The sequence below is a fragment of the Aeromonas sp. 62-46 genome, assembly GCF_001898585.1.
Lineage (GTDB): Bacteria > Pseudomonadota > Gammaproteobacteria > Enterobacterales > Aeromonadaceae > Aeromonas > Aeromonas caviae.
The window spans coordinates 1-23,195 of record NZ_MKUI01000054.1; the positions used below are offsets into that span (position 1 = coordinate 1).

General features: G+C 59.9%; 18 protein-coding genes and 1 riboswitch. Of the genes, 10 read left to right on the forward strand and 8 right to left on the reverse strand.

The window, feature by feature from the left end; translation table 11 throughout:
- Nucleotides 1–392 precede the first annotated feature (392 nt).
- On the forward strand, nt 393–884 hold the full coding sequence (locus tag BGO64_RS16955; RefSeq protein ID WP_029313407.1) for an RNA recognition motif domain-containing protein: 492 nt from the start codon (nt 393–395) through the stop codon (nt 882–884).
- A 3-nt stretch (nt 885–887) separates the two neighbouring features.
- On the opposite strand, the gene murI is transcribed toward BGO64_RS16955, so the two are convergent.
- Both murI and BGO64_RS16965 read right to left on the reverse strand, forming a co-directional pair.
- Complete coding sequence (gene murI, locus BGO64_RS16960; RefSeq protein ID WP_201970121.1) at nt 888–1,676, reverse strand: glutamate racemase; 789 nt, start codon at nt 1,674–1,676, stop codon at nt 888–890.
- A 109-nt stretch (nt 1,677–1,785) separates the two neighbouring features.
- Nucleotides 1,786–3,651, reverse strand: a complete 1,866-nt coding sequence (locus BGO64_RS16965; protein ID WP_286701057.1) for a TonB-dependent receptor domain-containing protein — start codon at nt 3,649–3,651, stop codon at nt 1,786–1,788.
- Between the two features lie 52 nt (nt 3,652–3,703).
- Nucleotides 3,704–3,881, reverse strand: a riboswitch (cobalamin riboswitch).
- 207 nt (nt 3,882–4,088) lie between these two features.
- Between BGO64_RS16965 and purE the strand changes: the two genes are divergently transcribed.
- Together purE and BGO64_RS16975 are read left to right on the forward strand one after the other, a co-directional pair.
- Nucleotides 4,089–4,598 carry a 5-(carboxyamino)imidazole ribonucleotide mutase gene (gene purE / locus BGO64_RS16970; protein WP_029313402.1) on the forward strand — a complete coding sequence of 170 codons (510 nt, stop codon included), beginning with the start codon at nt 4,089–4,091 and terminating at the stop codon, nt 4,596–4,598.
- Nucleotides 4,595–5,719, forward strand: coding sequence for a 5-(carboxyamino)imidazole ribonucleotide synthase (locus tag BGO64_RS16975; RefSeq protein WP_286701058.1), 1,125 nt, complete (start codon nt 4,595–4,597; stop codon nt 5,717–5,719). Before purE ends, BGO64_RS16975 begins: the two co-directional genes overlap by 4 nt.
- Nucleotides 5,720–5,790: 71 nt before the next feature.
- Here the strand turns inward: BGO64_RS16975 and BGO64_RS16980 are convergent, their stop codons facing one another.
- The 3 genes from BGO64_RS16980 to BGO64_RS16990 form a co-directional block, all read right to left on the reverse strand.
- Nucleotides 5,791–6,984: an L-lactate MFS transporter gene (locus BGO64_RS16980; protein ID WP_069651565.1), complete on the reverse strand. Its 1,194-nt coding sequence runs from the start codon at nt 6,982–6,984 to the stop codon at nt 5,791–5,793.
- Nucleotides 6,985–7,093: 109 nt separating this feature from the next.
- A complete protein-coding gene (locus BGO64_RS16985) occupies nt 7,094–7,822 on the reverse strand; it encodes a LytR/AlgR family response regulator transcription factor (RefSeq protein WP_286701059.1) in 729 nt (242 codons plus the stop codon).
- A complete protein-coding gene (locus BGO64_RS16990; protein WP_039040684.1) occupies nt 7,816–9,489 on the reverse strand; it encodes a sensor histidine kinase in 1,674 nt (557 codons plus the stop codon). Before BGO64_RS16990 ends, BGO64_RS16985 begins: the two co-directional genes overlap by 7 nt.
- 161 nt (nt 9,490–9,650) lie before the next feature.
- Here BGO64_RS16990 and BGO64_RS16995 point away from each other — a divergent pair, with 161 nt between their 5' ends.
- Nucleotides 9,651–10,091: a hypothetical protein gene (locus BGO64_RS16995; protein ID WP_045522692.1), complete on the forward strand. Its 441-nt coding sequence runs from the start codon at nt 9,651–9,653 to the stop codon at nt 10,089–10,091.
- A gap of 31 nt (nt 10,092–10,122) precedes the next feature.
- On the opposite strand, the gene BGO64_RS17000 is transcribed toward BGO64_RS16995, so the two are convergent.
- Complete coding sequence (locus BGO64_RS17000) at nt 10,123–13,722, reverse strand: ATP-binding protein (RefSeq protein ID WP_286701060.1); 3,600 nt, start codon at nt 13,720–13,722, stop codon at nt 10,123–10,125.
- Nucleotides 13,719–14,342 carry a response regulator transcription factor gene (locus BGO64_RS17005; RefSeq protein WP_286701061.1) on the reverse strand — a complete coding sequence of 208 codons (624 nt, stop codon included), beginning with the start codon at nt 14,340–14,342 and terminating at the stop codon, nt 13,719–13,721. The genes BGO64_RS17000 and BGO64_RS17005 overlap by 4 nt, the downstream gene beginning before the upstream one ends.
- A 585-nt stretch (nt 14,343–14,927) precedes the next feature.
- Between BGO64_RS17005 and ecpA the strand changes: the two genes are divergently transcribed.
- The 5 genes from ecpA (at nt 14,928) to BGO64_RS17030 (ending at nt 21,054) form a co-directional block, all read left to right on the forward strand.
- On the forward strand, nt 14,928–15,500 hold the full coding sequence (gene ecpA / locus BGO64_RS17010) for a common pilus major fimbrillin subunit EcpA (RefSeq protein WP_010672341.1): 573 nt from the start codon (nt 14,928–14,930) through the stop codon (nt 15,498–15,500).
- A 60-nt stretch (nt 15,501–15,560) separates the two neighbouring features.
- Complete coding sequence (locus BGO64_RS17015) at nt 15,561–16,220, forward strand: EcpB family pilus assembly chaperone (RefSeq protein WP_045522689.1); 660 nt, start codon at nt 15,561–15,563, stop codon at nt 16,218–16,220.
- Nucleotides 16,221–16,298: 78 nt separating this feature from the next.
- Nucleotides 16,299–18,746 carry a fimbrial biogenesis outer membrane usher protein gene (locus BGO64_RS17020; protein WP_286701062.1) on the forward strand — a complete coding sequence of 816 codons (2,448 nt, stop codon included), beginning with the start codon at nt 16,299–16,301 and terminating at the stop codon, nt 18,744–18,746.
- A gap of 2 nt (nt 18,747–18,748) precedes the next feature.
- On the forward strand, nt 18,749–20,365 hold the full coding sequence (locus BGO64_RS17025) for a fimbrial adhesin EcpD family protein (RefSeq protein WP_261999747.1): 1,617 nt from the start codon (nt 18,749–18,751) through the stop codon (nt 20,363–20,365).
- Between the two features lie 14 nt (nt 20,366–20,379).
- Nucleotides 20,380–21,054: a fimbria/pilus periplasmic chaperone gene (locus BGO64_RS17030; protein WP_286701063.1), complete on the forward strand. Its 675-nt coding sequence runs from the start codon at nt 20,380–20,382 to the stop codon at nt 21,052–21,054.
- A 34-nt stretch (nt 21,055–21,088) separates the two neighbouring features.
- Here the strand turns inward: BGO64_RS17030 and leuE are convergent, their stop codons facing one another.
- Nucleotides 21,089–21,727 (reverse strand): leucine efflux protein LeuE, encoded by a 639-nt coding sequence (leuE, locus tag BGO64_RS17035; RefSeq protein ID WP_151027502.1) that lies wholly within the window; start codon nt 21,725–21,727, stop codon nt 21,089–21,091.
- 211 nt (nt 21,728–21,938) lie between these two features.
- On the opposite strand from leuE, the gene BGO64_RS17040 reads away from it, so the two are divergent.
- Nucleotides 21,939–23,159 carry an MFS transporter gene (locus BGO64_RS17040; protein ID WP_286701064.1) on the forward strand — a complete coding sequence of 407 codons (1,221 nt, stop codon included), beginning with the start codon at nt 21,939–21,941 and terminating at the stop codon, nt 23,157–23,159.
- Nucleotides 23,160–23,195: the final 36 nt, after the last annotated feature.

Genomic DNA, 23,195 nt, shown 5'->3' on the forward strand with positions numbered 1-23,195 from the left:
AGTCAAGCGGTTGTTTTCGCTTTTCTTTCGGCGCTGGCTTCACAAGGAAGCGAGCTCATCAGTTCGGCGTGTTCCGCCGTGCTGGTAGGGGCGCATTATAGGGAGGCCGATTGCGATGACAAGGGAATTTTTGAAGAAAGTCACGGAAACTTCAAATTATCCAGTTAGAAACAACTTACCCAGTGTATATATACAATGTTATCCACAAGCTGATGATTTCAGCCCTCTTTTATTGGCATTTATCAGGATCTTCCTGGCTGAAGGAATGCCATACTGAAGCGGATAATTTGCCTCAAGTGGTCCATGGTAGCGTCTGGTCGTAAAGCTGGTTACCATGAAGGTGAATAGAGTGTTGCACCTTTTTTGCTTTCATTTACAAAAGGTCTTTAAAGATGAATTTATCCAAGTTTCCCGTTTATGTGCAGGCAGCAGTTCTTGCTCTGGTATTGGCGCTGCTCGGCTATCTGGTTGCCCAGGCCCTGCAGTTCTCTCTGAAAGTCGAAGTCATTTTTGCCGCCGGTCTGGCCATTGGCGGTTTCGTGGTACCGCTCTTCCTTAACCGTGCGCCTGCCACCGCCCTCGAACAGGCAACCAGCCAGGAGACCTGTACCTTATATGTAGGCAACCTGCCCTATCGCGCCAACGAGATTGCGGTGCGCGAACTCTTTGCCGAGCAGGGTCAGGTACTGTCAGTTCGTCTGATGAAGGACAAGGCCACCGGCAAACGCAGGGGCTTCGGGTTTGTGGAGATGCCTGTCGCCGATGCGGCCAAGGCCATCGCCGCGCTCAATGACAAGGAGTATCAGCAGCGCACCCTGAAAGTGCGTGAAGCAAATGACAAGCGGGACCGGGATGAGAAGGACGTCAACGACGTCGACGCCTGATATTCAGTACACCACTTCTTCGAGTGACGACAGCCCCCAAGCTTGCAAGGGGGCTGTCAGTTTCTGGGCCCCTGCATCCAGTCGCGTGCAGTAGGCACGCCCCGTCCCCTCGCCAGGCGCCTGGACCGACAGTGTCGCCAGCAGATGCGCCACCCGCCTTGCCACGGCAAGACCCGAATCGACCAGTTGGCATTCCGGCATCAGCTGTTTGATCTCTTCGTTGAGCAAGGGGAAGTGGGTACATCCCAGCACCAGGGTATCCGGCCTCTCCTCCCCTTCCATCCAGTCTGCGAGCACCTCTCTGAGCAGGGCCATATTGACCGGCAACCCCGCCAGCTTGCGCTCGGCTTCGATAACCAGTTCGGTGGCCCCCTTCAGCAGCACATGCTTGCCCGGGGCGAACTGGGCGATGAGTTCATGGGTATAGTCACGGCTGACGGTGCCGGGCGTTGCCAGCAGACCGATGTAGCCGTTACGGGTCAGGGCGGCGGCAGGCTTGATCGCGGGGACCACGCCGACCACGGGAATGCTGAGTGCGGTACGCAGGGATGGCAGGGCAATGGTGCTGGCGGTATTGCAGGCGATCACCACCAGATCGATGGCGTGCTCGGCCACCATGTGGCTGACCAGTCCGGTACAAGCCTCGATGAGGGCCGCCTCACTCAACTCGCCATAGGGAAAGTGGGCATTGTCGAAACTGTAGAAATAGTTGTGCTCCGGCAGAGCGCGACGGATCTCCCCATAGACAGTCAGACCGCCCATACCGGAGTCGAACACGAGAATATTGGCCACCTGAGCTCCCCCTTGAATGCGAGGCCGCGATCATACTCCCGCCCGGCGCCAATAGAAAAGGCCCTGCCAATGGCAGGGCCCCTGATTTTTCAGAATCCAGACAAGGGGATCAGAGTGTGTAGTCCACCGTCACATAGTAGGCTCGCTCGTCGGCCGGGTAACCCACCGAGGTCTGGTACTCCTTGTCCAGCAGGTTGCTGATCTTGCCGGAGACCTTCCAGGACGGTGCAACCTGATAGCCCACCGCCAGGTTCCACACGCTGTAGCCGCCCAGCTGGGTGGTATTGGCCGCGTCACCATAACGCTCACCCTGGTAGATCCAGCTCAGGGAGCCATCGAACTGCTGCCACTGCGCCTGGCTCACCCACTTGGCCCCCTTGCGGGAGATCAACTGCAACTGCTTGTCGGTGGCCTTGTCCTTGGGATCCTTGTATTCGGCGGAAACGCGATGGCTCAGCCAGCCGGTCTCGAACTCCCCTTCCAGTTCAACCCCTTCAATCCGCGCCTTGCCGACGTTTTGCGGCGTCCACATGCCCTGGCTGTCCGGTGCCCACTGGATCATCTGCTCGAAGTCGTTGCGATAACCGGTCAAGCGCCACTCCACACCAGCGGTCTGTCCGTCCAGCATCAACTCGTGGCTTTTCGACTCTTCCGGCTTCAGATCAGGATTGCCGGACCCCGGGTAGTAGAGATCGTTGAAGGAGGGGGCACGGAAACCGGTGCCGTAGCGGGCACTGAGGCGATAATCCTCAACGAAGCGCCAGCCAGCGCCGGTTTGCCAGGTGTTGTGACGTCCGAACTGCTCGTTGTCATCGCTGCGACCGCTCAGCTCGGCCTGCCAGACCTGGTTGTCAAACTGGGCCAGGGCATAGAGCCCGGTGTTGTCACGCTCATCGGCGTCACTCGGGAAGGCGACGCCAGAGGAGCGGGAACTATCGTCCAGCATGTCGCGCTGCCAGTCGGCGCCTCCCCCCAGGGTCCAGCTCTCGTCCAACTTGACGCTGTTGACCCAGTTCAGGGTGTATTGACGGGTATAGAGTCGATCAGCGGACTGATCACGGCCGCTGGTATCCGGGTAGTCGTAGGCATCCTGTTTGGAGAAGGCGCCGCGCAGTTCGCTCAGGTAGCGCTCGTCGTGATAGCGGGAGCCGAGCTGGTAGCTCTGGTTCTCGGTCCAGGTCTCGTTGCGTTGATGAAACGCCGGGCCCCAGGCGGAAGCGGCAGAGGATCTGTCGTACTGGGCAATGTTGCGGAACCAGCGGGTCGTACCGAACAGATCCCAGTTGCTGGCCAGCGCCTGCTGATAATCCACCATGGCGTTGTAGCCCCGGTGGCCATGCTTGTCGCCATCGTTCACCCCGACGATGGGATGCACGTTGTAGCCGGTCTCGTCATCGAAACCACCAGCGACCTTGATCTGACCCGCATCACCCACCTGGCTGGCGCTGCTGAAGGCGGCCTGACGCTGCTTGTGGGAGCCCGCACCCAAGTTGAACTTGTGTTGATTGGTCCCCTGATCCGGGCGAGTGATGATATTGATGACCCCACCGATGGCATCGGATCCATAAATGGTGGCGCGCGCACCGCGGATATATTCGATCCGCTCCACCTGGTTGAGGGGCAGGTTGTTGAGCTCGGTCATCCCGGCGGTCAGAGAGGCGCTGCGCACCCCGTCCACCAGCACCAGGGTCTGGGAAGAGGTGCCACCACGTACCCGCAGCGAGCTGAGCTGGCCGCGGCCGCCGTTGCTGACCACTTCCACGCCGGGCAGGGTCTTGACCACGTCGGTCACGGTCTGGGCTTGCAGGCGATCGATCTCGTCACGGGTCACCACGTTGACGGGCGCCAGCACACTGGAGGCAGGCTGGGCGACACGGGTAGCGGTCACCACCATGGTGGGATTGACGGGGATGGTCAGTTGTTGGGCAAAGGCCGCCGTTGGCAACAGGGCAGCCGCCAATAATGTCTTGGACATGAGAGATCCTTAAGTTCGCGTAAGCATCTACTTCGTGGCCGGTTTCTCTCGGCCCGAAATACGAACTTTGGCAGGTCTTCGGGCTTGGGGGCTGATGGCCTACGGCGACGGCTTCCCACCTGACGGCAGTGCCCTGATGTCGCTTCGTTCCCCCTTACCGCTGCGCGCCAGCTCCGGATTCTCACCGGATTCCCTTTTAAGCATGATGCGCCAAAGCGGGGGGATTATAGGCAGAGCTGCCTTGGATGTATAGCCATCTGGATTTCTAATGTCGTTTTTACCCAAAGCCGGTGCCAAGTGGCGCAGATCCTCGCCCCCTCTCGTACCTTGAGGCTCGTTGACCGTCATTCGAGCGGGTCAAACACAAGAAATGTTGAGCCAGATCCCACGGCTTTTTGGTAACATGCGGCAAACGTTTGACATCCGAGGAAGCCGTAATGACGACCCCCCCTATGATCGGCCTGGTAATGGGCTCCGACTCTGACTGGCCCGTGATGCAGGCCGCCGCCCGCATCCTCAAGGAGCACGGCGTGCCCTATGAAGCGCGCGTCGTATCCGCCCATCGCACCCCGGATCTCCTGTTTGAATATGCCGCCAGTGCGCGCGATCGCGGTCTGCGCGCCATCATCGCCGGCGCCGGCGGTGCCGCTCACCTGCCGGGCATGCTGGCCGCCAAGACCACGATCCCGGTGCTGGGCGTGCCCATCCCCACCCGCCAGCTCAAGGGGATGGATTCCCTGCTCTCCATCGTGCAGATGCCCAAGGGCGTGCCGGTCGCCACCTTCGCCATCGGCGAGGCGGGTGCAGCCAACGCAGGGCTGTTCGCCGTGTCCCTGCTCTCTGTCGCCCAGGATGGCGACGCTCCCCGTTATCACCAGCAGCTCGACGGCTTCCGCGCCAAGGAGCGCGACCGGGTGCTGGCGCTCACCCTGGAGGAGCCGGCATGATACTGCCCCCCGCCACTTTGGGTATGCTCGGTGGCGGCCAGCTCGGCCGCTACTTCGTGATGTCTGCCCACCGTCTCGGCTACAAGGTGATCGTGCTGGACCCGGACCCCATCAGCATCGCCGGTGCAGCCGCCGACGAGCAGATCGTGGCCGCCTATGACGATGCCGATGCCCTGCGCGATCTGGCCAGCCGCTGCGACGCCATCACCTGCGAGTTCGAAAACGTGCCCGCCGCCTCCCTGGCCCTGCTGGAGCAGTACAAGCCGGTGCGCCCGGCCGCGAGCGCAGTACGTGTCTGTCAGGATCGCCGGGAAGAGAAAGCCTTCCTGACCCGCGCCAGCGTACCGGTCGCCCCGAACCTGACCCTGCTGCCCGGCGAGCCGCTGCCCGCCCTGCCCGGCGACCTCTTCCCCGCCATCCTCAAGACCGCCCGCGAGGGCTACGATGGCAAGGGGCAGTGGACTATCCACAATGCGGGCGAATTGCCAGCGGCCCTGGCCGCCAGCGGTGTCCCTTGCGTGCTGGAAAAACGCCTGCCACTGGAGGGGGAGTTTGCCCTCACCCTGGCCCGCAGTCCGAGCGGTGCCATCAGTGCCCTGCCCCTGGTGCAGAACTGGCACAGCGGCGGCATCCTGGATCAGACCCGCTCCCCGGCCAATGTGCCCGCCCTGGAGCGCGAGGCCCAGCGCATCGCCGAGCACATCATCGCCGCCCTCGACTATGTGGGCGTGCTGACGGTGGAGTTCTTCCTGGTAGGCGGTGAACTGCTGGTCAACGAGATGGCCCCCCGGCCCCACAATTCGGGTCATCCCAGCATCGACAACGCCGGTTGCAGCCAGTTCGAGTTGCAGGTGCGCGCCCTGTGCGATCTGCCGCTGCCGGCGCAGGCTGAGGTTCAGCCCGCCATCCTGCTCAACCTGCTCGGGGATCTGTGGCAAGACGGCACGCCGGACTGGGCCGGCGCCCTGGCCCTGCCCGGGGTGCACCTTCACCTCTATGGCAAGGGCGAAGCCCGCCCCGGCCGCAAGATGGGCCACGTCACCGTCACTGGCCGCGACTGGCCGGCGGTCGAGGCCACCGCGCACCAGCTGCGCGCCCTGCTGGGTCTGCCTCCGCGCTGAGTCCACCCCTTGACATGCAAAGACCCGGGCCAAGGCCCGGGTCTTTTTTATGACTTGAGAAGCGAGAGGGGTCAGGCCCTGTCGACAGCCGCAACGGGAGCCGGCAGGCGGATGGTGAGGGAGAGCACCAGGGCCACCACCAGCAACACCAGAATGAGGTTGAAGGTCGCCATGAAGCCGCCGAACAGGGAGGCCACGATGGAGCCGATGATGCTGCCCAGACCAAAGCCCAGGTAGATGACGCCGTAGTTCTTGGTCAGGTTGTTGAGGCCGAAGAAGTCGCTCACCAGCGAGGGGTAGACGGTGATCGTACCGCCGAAGCTGAACGCCACACAGGCCACTGCCACGAAGAAGAGGTTGGCATTGAGCGGCACGAACAGCAGCAGCGCCATGCCCGCCAGGGTAATCAACTGGGCGATGGTGATGACCCGGATACGGGACATCTTGTCGGAGAGGATGCCCAGCACCAGCCGGCCGCCCAGGTTGGCCATGGCGATGATGGCGACGGCGTTGGCGGCGACCACGGCCGGCAAGCCCACCATCTTCTCGCCGATGTCCTTGGCTACGCCGATGACGTAGAGACCGCTCATGCAGGCGGTGAGGAACATCAGCGCCAGCATCCAGTACTGCGGCTTGCGCATCGCCTCGGCCAGGGTGAAGTCGCGATTCTCGCTCTGCTGCACGGCGGAGGCCTGCTGGGGCGCATCCTTCATCAGCATGCCACCCACCAGCACCATGGACATGGCGATCAGCCCCCACAGCTGGAAGGTGGTCTCAAGGCCATTGCTGGAGAGCAGCAGCAGGTTGATGTACTTGAAACCCAGGCTGCCAAGGCCATAAGCACCGATGGAGCAGGCGGAGATGAGCCCCTTGCGCTCCGGGAACCACTTCACACAGTTGGAGAGGGTCATCAGGTAGCCGGTACCGTCGGCAAAACCGACCAAGATGCCGGCGCAGAGGTAGAGCATCGCCAGGTTGCTGGCATGAGCGGTGAGGAAGAAGCCGATGCCGAGCAGCACGCCGGCGCCCAGGGTGACATTGCGCACCCCGAACCGCTCCTGCAGCTTGCCCGCCAGGGAGGAGGCCACCGCCAGGGAGAGGCTGAGCAGGCCGAAAGCGAAGGCGACCTGGCTGACTGGTTCGTCCAGCTTGTCGGAAAGCTGGGCGTTGAACAGGCTCCAGGTGTACACGGATCCCAGCGCGAACTGGGTGATGATGGTCCCCAACAGGGTGAGGTAGCGGGTGCGATTCAGATCGATGGTCATGATGCGTCTCGGTCAATGGCCTTAAGGAAATTGGGGCCACTATAGGCAAGACGCCACTCCCGCCGACCGATTAAGGCATGAAATGCAGATCGGCGGGAATGAATGACAATCAGAGCCGCATCAGCTGACGGAACGCCTTGATGTTGCTGCGGCTGACCGGCACCTCGAACGGCAGGTCATGGAGCCGGATGAGATAGGTGCTGTTGAACCAGGGCACTATCTCGCGGATCTTGTTGATGTTGACGCAGTAGGAGCGGTGGCAACGAAAAAACCCCTCGGCAGGCAGCCGGTTGACGAACTCGCTGAGGGTCATGGTCATCACGTAGCGATCGGTACGGGTGTAGACATGGGTCAGCTTCTCGTCGGCTTCCGCGTAGTAGATCTGCTCGCAGGGGGTGACGATGATGCGCTCCCCCTTCACCAGATTGACGGTGCGGTTCTGTGGCGTCCCGGACTCCGCACCCTGGGGCTGGGACTTGCCCGCCAGTTCGAGCTTTTGCAGCAGATTGATGAGGCGCGGCTCGTTGTAGGGCTTGAGGATGTAGTCGAATGCCTCCAGCTCGAACGCCTCCACCGCAAACTCCTTGTAGGCGGTGACGAAGACGATGTGGGGCGGATGGCTGGACTTGTGCAGGTTCTTGGCCAGCAGCAGGCCGTCGATGGCGGGGATCTGGATATCCAGAAACACCACGTCCACCTCGTGATCCTGCAGATACTTGAACGCCTCCAGCCCGTCCTCGAAGCTCGCCACTATCTCGATGTTGCTGTGCTGCCCCACCAGAAAGGCCAGCTCCTCGCGGGCAAGGTATTCGTCTTCCACTATGATGGCTTTCAGCATGGCATTGCCTCCTGATCAGGCAGATAGAAACAGACTTCGGTCCCCGGCTCCAGCCGCTTGAGGTGCAGGCCGTCGCCATAGAGCAGCTTGACCCGCTGATGCACGTTCATCAGACCGATGCTGCGGCTTTCCACCCGACCGGCGGCGACCCCGTCGATCACCGCCTGGCTGATGCCGTAGCCGGTGTCGCGCACCGCGACCCGGATGCCGCCCGCCAGCTGCTTCACCTCGATGGTGACCCGACCCGGCGCACTGCGGGGCTGGATGCCGTGCAGGATGGCGTTTTCCACCAACGGCTGCAACAGCAGGCTCGGCACCTGGATATGCACGTCGTCCACCTCGAACACCACCTCCAGCTTGTCGCCGAAGCGGGCCTGCTCGATGGCCACGTAGTCGCGCACCTGCTGCAGCTCCTCCTGGATGTCGATGAGGGTGTCCCCCTTGTTGAGGTTGTAGCGCAGGTAATCCGCGAGGTTCGCGATCAGCTGGCGTGCCTGCTGGGGACGGATGCGGATCAGCGACGAGATGGCATTGAGGGCGTTGAACAGGAAGTGGGGGTTGATCTTGCTCTGCAGCGCGGTGAACTCCGCCTTGCGGGTCATCTCCTTGAGCTGCTCGATGCGCGACACCTCCATCTGGGTGGAGATGAGCTGGGAGAGACCCACCGCCATCTCCTTGAGGGAGCTGGTGATGCTGTGGGTGCGGCGATAGTAGATCTTGAGGGTGCCGCTGACGGCGCCGTTTTCCCGCAGCGGAATAATGATGACCGAGTGGAAATCGGAGAGGTGATACTGGCGCAGATCGTTGTTGATGATGATCTGGTCCAGCAGCACCGCTCTGTGGGTCATGTCGCTGATGGCGTGGTGCTCGTCCAGCTCGTAGTAATCCTTGCCCACCCCCACATAGGCCAGCACGTCGCGGGTATCGGTGATGGCCACCGCATCGGCGCTGATCTCGCTGCGAATGATGCCGCACACCTGGCTCAGGGAGTGGCGATCGATGTTCTGGAAAAATGGCAACGTCTTGTTGGCGATGTCGAGCGCCAGCTTGGCCTGCTTGGCGGCAATCAGCTCCTTCTCGTCGTCCAGGTCCTGCACCAGCTTGATGATGAGCCCGATACAGAGCGCACCGGCGATCATCGGGTAGGCAATATGACTGACAATCTCCACACCTACCGCATGGGGCTCGGTCAGTTGCCAGATAAGCAGCATGGTCAGCCCCTCGCAGGCCATCCCCGCCAGGATGCCATAGAGCCAGAGCCGCGACTTGCGACAGCGCAGGTGCAGCCAGGTGGCCAGCAGGCCGGCGATGATGCTGGCGATGAGACAGGGAATGGAGGTGTGGCCATCCATGTCGATGAGATAACGGTGCAGCCCCGAGATGACCCCGGCCGGAATGCCGACCCAGGGGCCGAACAGGATGCCGCCGGAGATGATGGCGATGATCCGCACATTGATGAGGGCCCCCTCCACCGGAATGCCGGTGTAGGTGCTGAACACCGCGAACAGACAGAAGATGGCCGCCACCAGCACCAGCTCGGCCGGGGTGTGGTCACGCTTCTGGAACAATCGCTGAAACGGCCGGGTGCGGGTGAGAAGAAAGAGCGTCATCAGCATCAGCGCCGCCCGCTCAAACACCGCCAACAACATCATCTGATTTTCGAGCATGGCTCTCCTCCGTCAATGGCATGGCGCCAGGGGGCGGATCATACCCCTTATCTGCCGCCGACTCATGGGCGAATCCGGGGAGAGCGGTTCAGCTTTCGGGGAAAGCGCCGATAAGAGGAGGCCCTCGCCAAGGAGGGCCCAGTCCGACAAAGGAGATAACTATGTTTCAAAAAAGCATGGTGCTGGCAGTGATGATCGGTTGCAGCAGTGCCGCCGTTCACGCCAATACGCAGGTGAGCCAGCTGAACTGGCAGGCCACCGCCAGCAAAGAGACCAACATGGAAGTAGCGCTTACCCACCCAGGCCTCCAGGCCATCAATTCGGATCCGGCACAGGCTCCCGTCCAGATCCTGGCAGCAGACCTGAGCCACCCGGATTTCAACACCACCTATCGTTTGCAAGCCCGCGCACTCTACGGCTCCCTGCCACAGCAGGATGATCTCCGGATCACGCTGGCGCTCAACGGACAACCCCTCGAAGCAAGCCGCGCCCTCCCCCTGGCGCAGGCGACCCGCTATTACCTCAGCTATCAGGCCCCGTCAGCCAGACCGGACCAGGTGGGCGAAGCCGCCTATGAGTTGATGGTGTACTGGCTGGGCTGACCACAGGAGCCGAAGGCATGTTCCCATGCCTTCATTCCTCCCCTTCCATCACCTGCAGTTGGGTCGCCGCCAGCCGAACGACCTCGTACTCTTGCTGCAAACGGGCCAGCGCCTCGGGCAGCCTGGCCTGATCGAGCTCCCAGGATTCTATTTCGCTGCAGGTCGCCACCAGTTTCAGAGTGCCCATGATCCTGGCGCCCCCTTTCAGGCGATGTATGCGGTCGATGAACTGGCCGACATGCCCCTCCTCCGCGGCCCGTTGCAATCCCGCGATATCGTCGTCACTGGCCCGCACGAACTCGGCTAACAGAGGCACCATCAGGGTCGACTGGTGTGCGGTCAGCGGCCCCAGATACCGCCGGATCTCCTCCATGCAGACGACCATGTCACTCTGCTCTTCCCGCTGCATGTGCCGACGCAGGCAGTGATCGAGCGCCTCCAGTCCGACGGGCTTGAACAGACAGTCATCCATCCCTGCCGCCTGCCCTTCATTGATCTGCTCCTGCCGCGCATCGGCCGTCAGCCCGAGGATCACGGTGCGTCGCCAGCCGTGCAGCCGCTCCAGCTCCCGGCATTGGCGAACCAGCTCGAAGCCGTTCATGCCGGGCATGTTGAAGTCGGTCATGATGACATCCACCCTGGCTCCGATCAGCAGCTGCAGCGCCTCTTCTCCCGACTCGACGGCCGTGGCGTCATGACCCAGATAAGCCAGTTGCTGGCTGACCAGCAACCGGTTGGCTGGATGATCGTCCACGACCATGATCTTCAGTCGCCGCACCGGCTCCACCGCCGGCTCCTGTGCAGGCGTGGCGGGCATCGCCACGGCATCAGCCACCGGCAGCTTGATCTCGATACTGACCCGGGTCCCCTGCCCGGGCGCACTCTCCAGTTGCAGGGAGCCGCCCATCGTCTCGCACAGGGAGCGGGAGATCATCAGACCCAGCCCAGTACCCGACTGCTGGATTTTCTCGGGTTGGCTGGCCTGGCTGAAGGGCTCGAACAGCCTGGCCTGCTCGGCCTGATCGATGCCGATTCCGGTATCCAGAATGGTGAGCTGCACGGTACACCAGCCATCGCTGACCCGGGAGGCCAGCGTCACCGTGACCGACCCGCGCTCGGTGTACTTGATGGCGTTGCTGATCAGGTTGGAGACGATCTGCTTGTAACAAAGACCATCGATCTGCACCCAGGACGGATCGCCCGTGACGAGATCCAGCCGCAGATTTTTCTGCCTCGCCAACGCGGTAAAGACGGTAACGACCGATGCTGTCAGGGTCACGATGTCATGGGGTTCGGGGGCAAGTTCGAACCGGCCAGACTCGATCTTGGAAATATCCAGGATGTCGCCGATGAGGCTCAGTAGATCGCTGGCCGAGCCATGGGCAATGGCGAGGGAGGCCTGATCCTCCTCGTGCAGCCGACCCCGCTTGAGCGCCAGTTCCAGCAAGCCGATGATGGCATTCATGGGGGTACGGATCTCGTGGCTCATGGTCGCGAGGAAGGTGCTCTTGGCACGGTTTGCCTCCTGGGCCTCCTGGCTGGCCACCGCCAGCTCATCGAGCAGGCGTACCCGTTCGCTGACGTCGATCCAGCCTCCCACGCCCCCCTGCACATTGCCGTTCAGATCGTAGTAAGGCTGAACCCAGTGATAGACGTCGACCCCGCCCGTCGGCAGGACTAGACGGTGATCCCCCTCCTGGGCACGGCGGCTGTCACAGGAAAGCACCAGATCCCCGTGCAGGGGAGCAAGAAAAGGCCAGCGCGTTCGCGCGTCGTCCAGGCCCGTGCCGAGCAGGCTGACCTTGGGCTCGCCAAGGAAGCTGGCATAGCTGCTGTTGCACAGTACCAGGATCCCCTTCAAATCCCGCGCATAGATGGGGTGAGGTGTCCCGTCCACCAGATCGGCGATGAACTTGAGCTGGGTGCTCAGCGCCCCCTCCACCAGTCGCCGCTCGCGGATCTGCTTGCGCAGGGACAGCCCCCATAGGCCAACCCAGAGGGTCAGCAGCAGGATCAAGGCGATAAAGACCCCGAACTCCTGAATTAACTCCTGCCAGGAGACACTCTCCTGTTTGACATTGACCCGCCAGCGGTTGGAGAGCCCTTCCAGCTCATCCGGCGGAATGATGGCAATCACCTTGTCCAGAATGTCCCGCAGTACGGGATGCGCGGGGGTGACCGCCAACGCGGCACCGATGGGGATGGAATCGAACAGCTCCCCCGTAATGATCAGGCTGTCGGGGAATTTGCTGTTCACGTAGTACTTGGCCACCCGCAGCGGCAGTATGGTCACATCGCACACATCCATCGCCACACAGCGCATGGCATCTTCAATCGTATCGAACTGCCGCGACGTCAGCTTGCCGTATTCCGCCTCGATGGCCTGGGTCGAGATAAAGCCTCTGACCATGGCCACGGTGCCGGTCTTGAGCAGCGATGCAGGGGGGACCTCCCGGTGGCGCAGCCCCACCACATAGGAGAGGGGATCGAGGACAAAGGCCCGGCTGAACAGATAGCGGTTCCTGCGCTCGGCAGAAGGGCTCAACACCCCCGCATCCACCTGGCCGCTATCCAGCAACTGGGTCATCTGCTCCGGCGTCTTGGCAGGCACCACCTCGAGCTCCACCCCCAGCTTGGCTCGCATGACCTGCAGCAGATCGGCGACCACGCCGTGCATGGTACCGGTGACGTCATAGAAACTGAGGGGCGGGATGCCGCTGTTCACCGCAATCCGGATCTTCTCCCGTTTGCTCAGCCATTCCCATTGCTCGCGGCTCAGGTCGATTCTGCTGGCACCGATGGAGAGGCCCCCCCCATTCCAGCGCTTGGCCACTTCCGCCCGCTTGCCCTCGAGGATCTCCCCCAGCGCGATATCCATGATCCTCTTGAGTCGCCGCTCCTTGGGATTGAGGGCAAAGGCAAAACCGGCGGTATCGATATAGAGCGGCTTCAATAATTGAATGCTGCTCTGATAGAACTTGTTGACGATGAAATTGCCGGAGATCATGTCCACCATGACGGCATCAACCTGACCATATGCCACCGCGGACAATGCACTATAGCGGGACGGGTATATTTTAATTTTGTAGTCCGACAGATAGCGCATGATGTCCATGAACGGCAAATAATACTCCGGCACGGCTATTGTTCTTATTTCTCGCTCTTTGACCTGAATGTTTTTATAGATGGCTGGGTCGTCAGCAATATATTTGTCAGTCAGCAGAAGATGCTGTTCCCGCTCATAGGAATTGGAGGTACTCAGCAGATCGATCTCCCCCCGCTGGAGCGCTTCAATGGCAGCCGCCCTGGAGGGATATCCCTTCACCAGGATCTCGATGTGCAGCAGATGGGTCAACATGCCGACGATGTCGGCCGTCACCCCTTCATAAGCATTCGCCCTCAGGGTGATGTCCATAGGCGGGTTGTCAGGTCTGGGCACTCCCAGGATCAGCCGCTCGCGCTCCTGCAACCAGCGCCACTCCTCCCCATGCAGCGGCAAGGGGCTGGCATCGAGGTATTCCCCGCCATCCCGCGAATAGACTTGCAGCAGGGGCTCTTCCGGTTCCTGGGCCGCCAGCGGCCACACCCAGACCAGCGCCAGCAGAAGCAACAGCAATTTCGCCCTGTTCACAGCAGTTTCTGCCGTCTGGCCAGACTGATCAGATCAACGATGTTGGTGATGTTGAGTTTCTTCATCAACCGGGTCTTGTAGGTACTGACGGTTTTCTCGCTCAACAGCATGCTTTGGGCAATCTGCTTGTTGGCATGACCCTGACAAATCTGCAGCAGCACGCTCATCTCGCGGGAAGAGAGGGTCGACAGCAGATCTTCCCGATCGACCGTATGGGCATGCCTGGCGCCGGCGATGACGTCACGGGGGTAATAGAGTTGCCGCTTCTCTATTTTTGCGATCGCATCCTTCAGCAAATACAAATCATCCAGCTTGGACAAGAATCCCTCGGCGCCAGCTTGCAGGCACCGCACCATAATATGATGAGTGGACTGTGCAGACAGCACCAGAATCTTGGCGCCAATATCCAGCATCTTGATTCTCTTTATCACTTCGATGCCATCAAGTTGAGGTATTCCAATATCAAGAATGACAATATCTGGATGGGTTTTCCTGGCCATGGCGATAGCATCGACACCATTATCAACCTCGCCTAGCACATGATGTTCTTCCTGTTTCAACAACATGTTCACGGCCATTCTTATTGCTGGATGATCATCAACTATCAATACCTTCGCCATATATATATCCGTTATTCAGCCCTGTCCGACGAGCATATTAACTACAAATCAAGCAACGACACCATACAGCTTGATCTTGTTTTCAATATGTTAAATAAATATAAAAATGGCATTCTCAAGTTAATCACCATTATAGCTTCATTTATTTTTTATATATTTATCAATATATTGCATTTTATTTGCCTCGTATGGAGCCTGGTGGTGGCCGGGTCCCCTCCCTCGTTGATGTCCCCTCCTTCCCGGTTTTCCCTGTGCTCTTCCTCCCGCAATAAAAGACCTAAAAAACATATAAATCAAATACATGAGACACAACAACCCACTGAAAGGAAAGGGAAATCAATTATTTTATAAAGTTTGCGCCCCATCATCCTTTGAGATTTTTCCTACGCACCATTCGGTCGATCAAAACAGATCCGATCGTTATCTTAGTCGACGAAAAAACAAGCTGGTCCGAGGAGAAACATATTCCAGGTCCGGCTGCCACGACTGGTCGAATCGTCGCCAACGTGGCAAGGCATGCCCCTGACGGGCAATGAACCAACCGGGTGGTCAATACCACCCAGAAGATATGTAGGAAATATCGTAATGAAGAAGACTCTGATTGCTCTGTCCGTGGCTACCCTGGGCTTTGCCGCCACCGCTCAAGCCGCCGTAGAAGCGTCTGCCGTCGCGACCTGGCAGGCCACTGCCAAGAAAGACACCACTTCCGAGCTGGTGGTCACCCCGCTCTCCAGCCTCTCCTTCCAATATGCCGAAGGGATCAAGGGGTTCAACACCGTCAACGGCCTGTTCGATGTCGCCATCAAGGGTGATGCCAGCGCGACCGACTTCACCCTGAAGGCGAAGAAGCTGAACGGCACCCTGAATCACCTGGGTGGCGACTCCACCGTCGATGTGGGCGTGCTGTGGGGCGGCGCACCGGTCAGCACAACCGCCTACACCACCCTGATCGACACCGCTGCCGGCATCACGGGGGGGAATCTTTCTCCTCTTGCCAACGGCTTCAAGAACGATGCCGAACGCGTCACAGCGCAGGGTTCCTTCACTTTCAACATTGAAAGTGCCACTGCCAGCGGCACCCCCACCACCTTTGACGCCCTGCCGGACGGCCTGTGGAGCGGTGAAGTCAACGTCGAGTTCGTAGCGAACTGGAGCTAACTCATCCACCGCGTACCATTGAGGGCCCTGCGGGGCCCTTTGTTCTCTTAGGGGCACATCATGAACCTGAAAATTGCAGCGATATGGCTGCTGCTCATTCCCGGTATCAGCCAGGCAATCAATGTCGGCGCCGTCACCACCTTCATCGATGCAGGCAGCCAGGAGGTCGCCAAACAGATTGAAAATGGCAGTGACCAGGCCAGATTGGTCACGATCAGCGTGACACGCATCACCTCACCGGAAGAGGGAGGGCAGGAGATCCCCATGGAAGTCAGCGGCGAGCTGATGTTGTCACCCAGTCGGCTGATGCTGCCCGCCAATGCCAAAAACAACGTCAGGTTCTTTTACAAGGGTCCGCAGGATGACAAGGAGCGTTACTACCGCATCCGCTGGCTGGACACGGCGCTCTCCGTCGACGATCAGCGCAACGAACGCCGTCAGGCTGTTGCCACCACGTCAGCACAGATAGGCACCATTCTGGTGGTAACACCACGCCAGCACCGATTCGCCTATGACCTGAAGGACGACACGCTCACCAACCAGGGCAATGCCTCCTATCGCACGGTAGCGTATGGCCCCTGCCTGAAAGGCGAGGAGCTGTGCAAGGAAACCTACTACGACCTGCCGGGCAAGCAACGCCGGTTCAAGCAGGTCAATATGCGTGATCCAAAGAGCCACCTGGGACTCTGGCTGGGTCAGGAATTCGTCGTCATCAAGTAACCCCCTATCACGGTGCCGCCCCACCCTCTTGCAGGGTGACGGCTCTCGATCTCCACACCCGGAACCATGGTGCTCGATATGTTGAAAAAAGCCTGGCTGTTGCCGCTCTCCTGGCTGATTGCGATGTCAGCCTCGGCCAGCACTGCTGCCCCTCTCAAAATTGCCAACGTCATCATTCCTGCCAGTTTTGCCAAGGCGCTGGAAGAGGGGCTGGCGGTACCGGTACGCCTGCGATACACGGATGAGGACAACAGGATCGACACCCTGACCGACGACACCATCGGCAATGCCACCCTGCTGCTGCAAGACGGCAAGCTGCACTTGTTGCACCTTGATTTCAGTGCCGGCCAGCAGCAAGGCGTGCTGAACGATGCCCTTACCACTCTGCTCTCCAGCAAGCAAAGACGCACCTTTTCTGCCGATGGCGCCTTGCAGATCGATGCCGATGCCAGCATGCAGCTGGACCTCGTCGCCATGCTGCTCACCATCCGGGTGTCACGGGATGCCTTTGGCCAGGCGAGGCAATCTGACAACCGTGTCGCACTGACCCCGACGGTGGACACCCTGACGGGCGTACAGCGCTACAACCTGGGTTACTCCTTCATCAATACCCCCCAGAGCGGGCACCAGGACTCCAATTTCCTGCAGCTGGAGAGTACCGTCGGGCTGGGCGCGCACCATGTCGCCGTGGATGCCTCCCTTTACAACCTGGGTGAGCCGGAGCAGAGCGGCGATATCTACCGCGCCATGTACGAACGGGATCTCGATGATCGCCGCATCGCAGCAGGCATGGTCTCGACATGGGACCTGCAGACACTGGGGGTGGTGACGGGCCTGACCACGGGTCGCCTCTACGGCGCATCCTATGGCAACCAGGCGCAATCTCGAAAACAGACCACCAACGAATCGACCACTCCGGTGCAAGTCTTCATGCCCGCCAACGGCGAGGCCAGGGTCTATCGGGATGAACGCCTGATAGGCCTGCAAAACCTGGCGATCGGCAACCAGCACATCGACACCTCCGCGTTCCCCAACGGGGTCTACAACGTCACGGTCGAAGTCTATGTCGACGGCCGCCTGACCAGCACGACCACCCAGCGAGTCACCAAGCTGGGCGGCAATCAGGGCTTTACCCGGGAGTGGGGATGGCAATGGTGGGGAGGCATGATGGAGAACAGCCAGCACAGCGGCGATTCCCCCCTGCTCGGTCTGTCGCTGGCACGCTCGCTGGATACCCTTGATCTGGCGACGACCACCTATGCTTTCAGGGATGCGGCCGTCGGCGAGGCACGCGCAAGCTGGCAGGTCACGGATCGCCTCGGCACCCAGTTACAAAGCATGCTGTCCACCGATCACTCCTGGCGGCTGGCGTCCAGCCTTTCCTTGCAAGCCCATGACAATGCCTCCCTGTGGGTCAGCCAGGAAAAACTGTATGCAGGCGATGCCCTGGGAGTGAGTGCAACCGAGCTCTACTCTGCCGGCATCACGATCAATCTGGGTGGCTGGGCCAGCGGTATGGGCCAGCTGACCTTCAACACCACGCACGACCGTCAGATGAACAGCGATCGCAGTTATGCGGATTACTACCAGCACCTCTATGCGGGCCGATACGGCAACCTCTCCATGCGCGCCAGCCTGCAGAGCGACAGTGGCACACTCAATGGATTCAGCAACAAGAGCATCACCCTGGACTACTCCATCCCGTTCGACAATCTGTTCAGCTTCGGCATGAGCAGCAACGAGCAGGGCCAGACCACGGCCAACCTCAACTATCAGAAGCGCATGGAGGGAGCCATCAATCTGGCCGCGCTGAATGCCTCCCGCATGATGCACGGCAGCGACACACACAATATGGCGCTTTCCGGCACCCTGGGGTTCGAGAACAGGGTCATCGGCGGCACCATGACGCTGGGTCGCGGTCATGGCGGCGACGTGAATGGCAACCTGATTGCACGGGGTGCCCTGATAACCACGGAGAACGACGTGATCGCATCCAGCCGGAGCACCTCTGGTTCAGGCCTCATCATCAATACCGGCATCCACCGGGAAGGACAGATGCTCGCCAAGGTGAATGGACAGGACTACCCCCTGCAAGGGGAACAGACCTTCCTGGCGCTCCCGCCTTATCAGGAATACGAAGTGGAACTGCTCAACAGCAAGACGGGCAAGGACAGCTATGACATCAACACCGGCAAGCAGCGCTACACCCTGTTCCCCGGCAACGTCGCCACTCTGGATGCCGGCAGCAGCATCAAGGAGATGGTCACCGTGTTTGGCGTACTCAGGGCAGAAGATGGCTCGCTGCTTGCTAACGCCCGCATTGACAACCACATCGGCACCACGGTGACCAACGAGGTCGGCGAGTTCACCCTGGACGTGGACAAGGCCAACCCCATGCTGACTTTCCGCCGGGGAAGCGACTTCTGTGAAGCCGACCTGGATCTTGCACAACACACGGGCGCGGCCTGGGTCGGCATCGTGACCTGCCAGGGACTGCCCACCTACGCCATGGTGAGAGAGTATTGAACATGAACATCACACACAGATTGCTGCTGGTCATTGCACTTGGCGCCGGCTGGGCACAGCAAGGCAGTGCGGCTGTCACAAAATATAATCTGGCTGATGCCGATCTTCGTCATTTGCTGTTTATTGAAAATCAGGAGGACAACAATTTATTCATTACCCCAACCGATTATCTGGACCCTCGCCTGTCGGGTGGTAATGCCTGGACGTCCGACTCCAGACAGGTCAGCCTGGCATATGCAGACAATGGCTATAACTACTCAGTCACCAACGACAATATCGACATGTGGGAAAACGGCCCGATTCGGTATCCTTATATCAATCAGCGTTGCATAAAGAGCTGGTCTGGATGTGACCCGCAAACGGCAGAAGCGGTCAACAAGCCGAGCGTCGTCAATGAAACAGGTTTCTTTGGATTAACGAAGGCGGCAACTGGATATGCTCATGCAAAATTGAGCGCCAGCTTCTTTGATTACCTGCGTACAATGCCGGTTGGAGCCATCCTGAACAGGGAAATGAACCTCTGCAGGACCACCAGAACCTATGATGCAGCCTCGGGTGAGCGTTGCATAGATCAAAGCAGCGGCACCTGGTATGTGAGAAAGGTACAGCACAAGAAAGCGGGTCATCTGCGCTTTATACAGACCAATGCCATCAGTGAAGTGATCGTGGACAGCAATGGAGCCCCCTACGTGTTACCCGGTTCACAAGGCTGCGAGAATTATCGGCTGGGTACCCGTGATGGGATTCTCTGCCGTTTTCTTGACTACGATTTCAGTCAGGATGGTAGTCAGTCCTTCTCCGATCCCTATGTATACACAAACATAAAAAATGCGGCCCTGAACAGCGCCATTGCCAGTGCAGATGTGCAAATGAGCGCAAATCTCACCAATTGGGCAAGCAAGGGTGCTGACTACAAGATCGGCTATCTCAATGGGCAATCGTCTATTTATCTGTTTCTCTCCAGTAATTTTTTCAAACAGGTGGTCAGACTCGGGCTTCAGGATCAACTGACAAGAAGTTTGATTAACTTCAACATGCGAAATGTGAAAGCACCGGAAAGTGGGTTTTATGAATTCAGTGGCACCACTGAAATCGTGATAAAGCCGCGGGACTTCAGCGTATCCATCTTGTCTTCGGAGGGCGTCAGCAATCCTTACAGGGAGGGGCAGGTCGGAAAAGACATTCTGAGCTTCTCATACAATATCTCTGATAGCGGCCCCATCAGTGCCGATATGCTGGAAATTTCTATTTCACAGGACAGAGGTTCGCCTTATCGGGGATATTGCACTTTCTATCCGGCAGGCACCTTCGCACCTGAACAGGCCGTCCCCATCCCTACCAGACTGGTATTCGATTCGGTGGCTCATGGAGCGGGTTCACGGCACGCCATTCGCTGCGATCGCACACCGGTGGATATTCGCACCCTCGGAATACAGGACAATCAACCACCACAGGAGTGGAATGATCCCGTCAACGGCCAGGGCATCACCCGGTTTTACAAGCTGGCGCTGGAATTCGACCTGACCGATCCCATGGTGCAGCGCACCATGGGCGACGAGATGTGGGAAGGCGAGGTGGAACAAAGCGGCACCATCACCATCAAGGGGACCTGGCGCTGACCATGGAGTACAACATGCATCGTCTACTTTGGCCCTTGCTGGGCGGCTTGCTGGCCTCACAGGTCGCCGCCCTCGACATCGGCGCCATGACTCTTGCCATGGCGCCAGAGCAGGAGTTCATTACCAGAACCCTGACCAACAACAGTGCTTCACCCAAGCTGTACGACATACAGATGGAAAAAATCAGCGACCCCACGGCTAGAGGCAGGACACTGCCCACCGTCCCCGGTGAGCTGCTGTTTGCCCCCAGGCGCTTCACCCTGCACGCCAGACATGCCCAGAACGTCAAGTTCTACTACAAGGGGCCCGCCGATGACCATGAGCGTTACTACCGCATCACCTTCACCGAGTCACCGGCAGCCCAGGTGGATGAAGGCGGCCAGACGCAGCACCGGGGAACCGTCGAGGTGAAACTGGCCCTGCAGTCCATCCTGGTGGTGCGCCCGCGTCAGTCACGTTTTGCATACCAGTTGGACCCGGCACAGAGCGCCATCACCAATACCGGCAACACCTATTTCGAGTTCATGGTGAAACGGGGCTGCCAGCAGGCGGACAGCAAGGCGGACAGCAAGTACCTGCTGCCCGGGGAGACCTACCACAATCCCGGGATCAATCAGCCGGGCAACCAGAAGCTCATCGTCTACCAGTCCCGCTTCATCCCCGTGGGCAAGGATTGCTGGCCAGACTAGGTGCCCGACACCGGACGGTCAGCAATCCCCAGGGTCAGGAGGAGAGCGTCGCCAGCCTGGCCGCAAACCCCATGAAGAAGAGGCCGATAAGGCCGTTGCCGAGACGGGCCGCCGTCTGGCGCTGACGGAAAAAGCGGGCCATCAGGGTACCGCCGAAGATCAGCAGGGTCAGGTAGACGAAGCTCATCGCTTCCAGCATGCCAGCCAGCACCAGGTAGGAGATCCAGGTGTGGGCATAGCTGAAGTCGATGAACTGCACGAAGAAAGAGACGTAGAACAGGATCGCCTTGGGATTGGTGAGGCTCAGGGTGAGGGCCTTGGTAAAATAGCGCTCACCGGGATCCATCTCGGACGCCGGTCCCGCCTTTTTGGCGATGAAGTTCGCGTGCAGGATCTTCACCCCCAGATAAAGCAGGTAGATGGCGCCCAGATAGCGCACCAGGGTAAAGAGCAATGGGGTGGTGCGAATGAGGGACGCGATCCCCAGATAGGCGCAGAAAATGAGAATGGCATCGCCGACGAAGACGCCGAGAGCGGCGCGATAACCCGGGCCTATGCCGCGCACGGCAGCGGTTCGCAGCACGTAGAGGGAGTTTGGGCCCGGGGCGATGATGATGAAGAAGAGACCGACCAGATAGGTCCAGACGTTGATGACACCCAGGCTTTCGAACATGTTCCCTCCATGGCGGGTGATGGGCCGGATAACGGCGGCAGGCCTTCTATACTAATCCGCCCCGCGCCAAGCACAAGATCTGACCAGCCATCCACACGCCGTCAGCATGAACGGCCTGCGCGCCACGCGAACGCAATCCGGGCGTTCGCCCACTTTGGTTATGTCCAGATGCGCCGGGATAGGGCATGGTAGAGGGAGTGATACCCCAGCCATGGACAAGACCTTGAGTACCGACACCCCGATCACCGCCCCGCCCGCGGTGGACAACCCGACTACCACCGCTTATCCGGTGATCGCCGCCATCAGCTTCTCGCACCTGTTGAACGACATGATGCAGTCGGTACTGCTGGCCATCTATCCCCTCCTGAAGCTGGGGCTCGATCTGTCGTTCACCCAGATAGGTCTCATCACCCTCACCTACCAGTTCACGGCCTCGCTGCTGCAACCCCTGATCGGCCTCTATACCGACCGCAGACCCATGCCCTACTCCCTGCCTCTGGGCATGGGCTTCACGCTGGTGGGGCTGCTCTACCTGTCGCAGGCAGGCAGCTTTGGCACCGTGCTGTTGTCGGCCATGCTGATCGGCATGGGCTCCTCCGTCTTCCACCCGGAATCCTCCCGGGTCGCCCGCATGGCGGCCGGCAACCAGCCCGGTCTGGCCCAGTCTCTGTTCCAGATCGGCGGCAATCTGGGATCGGCCATCGGCCCCCTGCTCGCGGCGCTCATCATCGTGCCGAAGGGACAGGGCAGTGCGGCCTGGTTCTCGTTGTTTGCACTCATCGGGGTCATCGTGCTCAGCTTCGTCGGCCGCTGGTCCAGCCACCATGCCGCCAGCTTCCATCGGCGGATGAAGGCCCATGCCGGCACCGGCCTGAGCCGCCGCCAGATTGGCTGGTCACTGGCCATCCTCGGTCTGCTGATGTTCTCCAAGTTCTTCTACATGGCCAGCCTGAGCAGCTATTACACCTTCTACCTGATGGACAAGTTCCACCTGTCGCTGGAGAGCGCCCAGCTCTATCTGTTCGCCTTCCTGTTTGCCGTCGCGGCGGGGACAGTGCTCGGCGGGCCACTCGGCGATCGCATCGGTCGCAAGCGGGTGATCTGGATCTCCATCCTCGGCGTCGCTCCCTTCACCCTGCTGCTGCCCCACGTCGACCTGTTCTGGACCTCGGTGCTGTCGATCGTCATCGGCCTCATCCTGGCGTCGGCCTTCTCCGCCATCCTGGTCTACGCCCAGGATCTGGTACCCGGCAAGGTCGGCACCATTTCCGGCCTCTTCTTCGGCTTCGCCTTCGGTATGGGAGGGATAGGGGCCGCCCTGCTGGGCAAATTGGCCGATGCCACCAGCATCGAAACCGTCTATCAGGTCTGCGCCTATCTGCCCCTTATTGGCCTGCTTACCGCCTTCCTGCCCAATATCAGGAGAGGCTAGAGGCCAACCGGCAGCCAGCGACCGACCATAAAAAAC

Excerpts from the sequence above, each read along its gene's own strand:
- ecpA (WP_010672341.1), top strand. The coding sequence starts at position 14,928 with ATGAAGAAGACTCTGATTGCTCTGTCCGTGGCTACCCTGGGCTTTGCC.
- leuE (WP_151027502.1), bottom strand. The coding sequence starts at position 21,727 with ATGTTCGAAAGCCTGGGTGTCATCAACGTCTGGACCTATCTGGTCGGT.
- BGO64_RS16980 (WP_069651565.1), bottom strand. The coding sequence starts at position 6,984 with ATGACCATCGATCTGAATCGCACCCGCTACCTCACCCTGTTGGGGACC.
- BGO64_RS17005 (WP_286701061.1), bottom strand. The coding sequence starts at position 14,342 with ATGGCGAAGGTATTGATAGTTGATGATCATCCAGCAATAAGAATGGCC.
- BGO64_RS17025 (WP_261999747.1), top strand. The coding sequence starts at position 18,749 with ATGAACATCACACACAGATTGCTGCTGGTCATTGCACTTGGCGCCGGC.
- BGO64_RS17040 (WP_286701064.1), top strand. The coding sequence starts at position 21,939 with ATGGACAAGACCTTGAGTACCGACACCCCGATCACCGCCCCGCCCGCG.
- BGO64_RS16985 (WP_286701059.1), bottom strand. The coding sequence starts at position 7,822 with ATGCTGAAAGCCATCATAGTGGAAGACGAATACCTTGCCCGCGAGGAG.
- BGO64_RS16965 (WP_286701057.1), bottom strand. The coding sequence starts at position 3,651 with ATGTCCAAGACATTATTGGCGGCTGCCCTGTTGCCAACGGCGGCCTTT.
- BGO64_RS16990 (WP_039040684.1), bottom strand. The coding sequence starts at position 9,489 with ATGCTCGAAAATCAGATGATGTTGTTGGCGGTGTTTGAGCGGGCGGCG.
- BGO64_RS17030 (WP_286701063.1), top strand. The coding sequence starts at position 20,380 with ATGCATCGTCTACTTTGGCCCTTGCTGGGCGGCTTGCTGGCCTCACAG.
- BGO64_RS16975 (WP_286701058.1), top strand. The coding sequence starts at position 4,595 with ATGATACTGCCCCCCGCCACTTTGGGTATGCTCGGTGGCGGCCAGCTC.
- BGO64_RS17020 (WP_286701062.1), top strand. The coding sequence starts at position 16,299 with ATGTTGAAAAAAGCCTGGCTGTTGCCGCTCTCCTGGCTGATTGCGATG.
- purE (WP_029313402.1), top strand. The coding sequence starts at position 4,089 with ATGACGACCCCCCCTATGATCGGCCTGGTAATGGGCTCCGACTCTGAC.
- BGO64_RS17015 (WP_045522689.1), top strand. The coding sequence starts at position 15,561 with ATGAACCTGAAAATTGCAGCGATATGGCTGCTGCTCATTCCCGGTATC.
- BGO64_RS16995 (WP_045522692.1), top strand. The coding sequence starts at position 9,651 with ATGTTTCAAAAAAGCATGGTGCTGGCAGTGATGATCGGTTGCAGCAGT.
- BGO64_RS16955 (WP_029313407.1), top strand. The coding sequence starts at position 393 with ATGAATTTATCCAAGTTTCCCGTTTATGTGCAGGCAGCAGTTCTTGCT.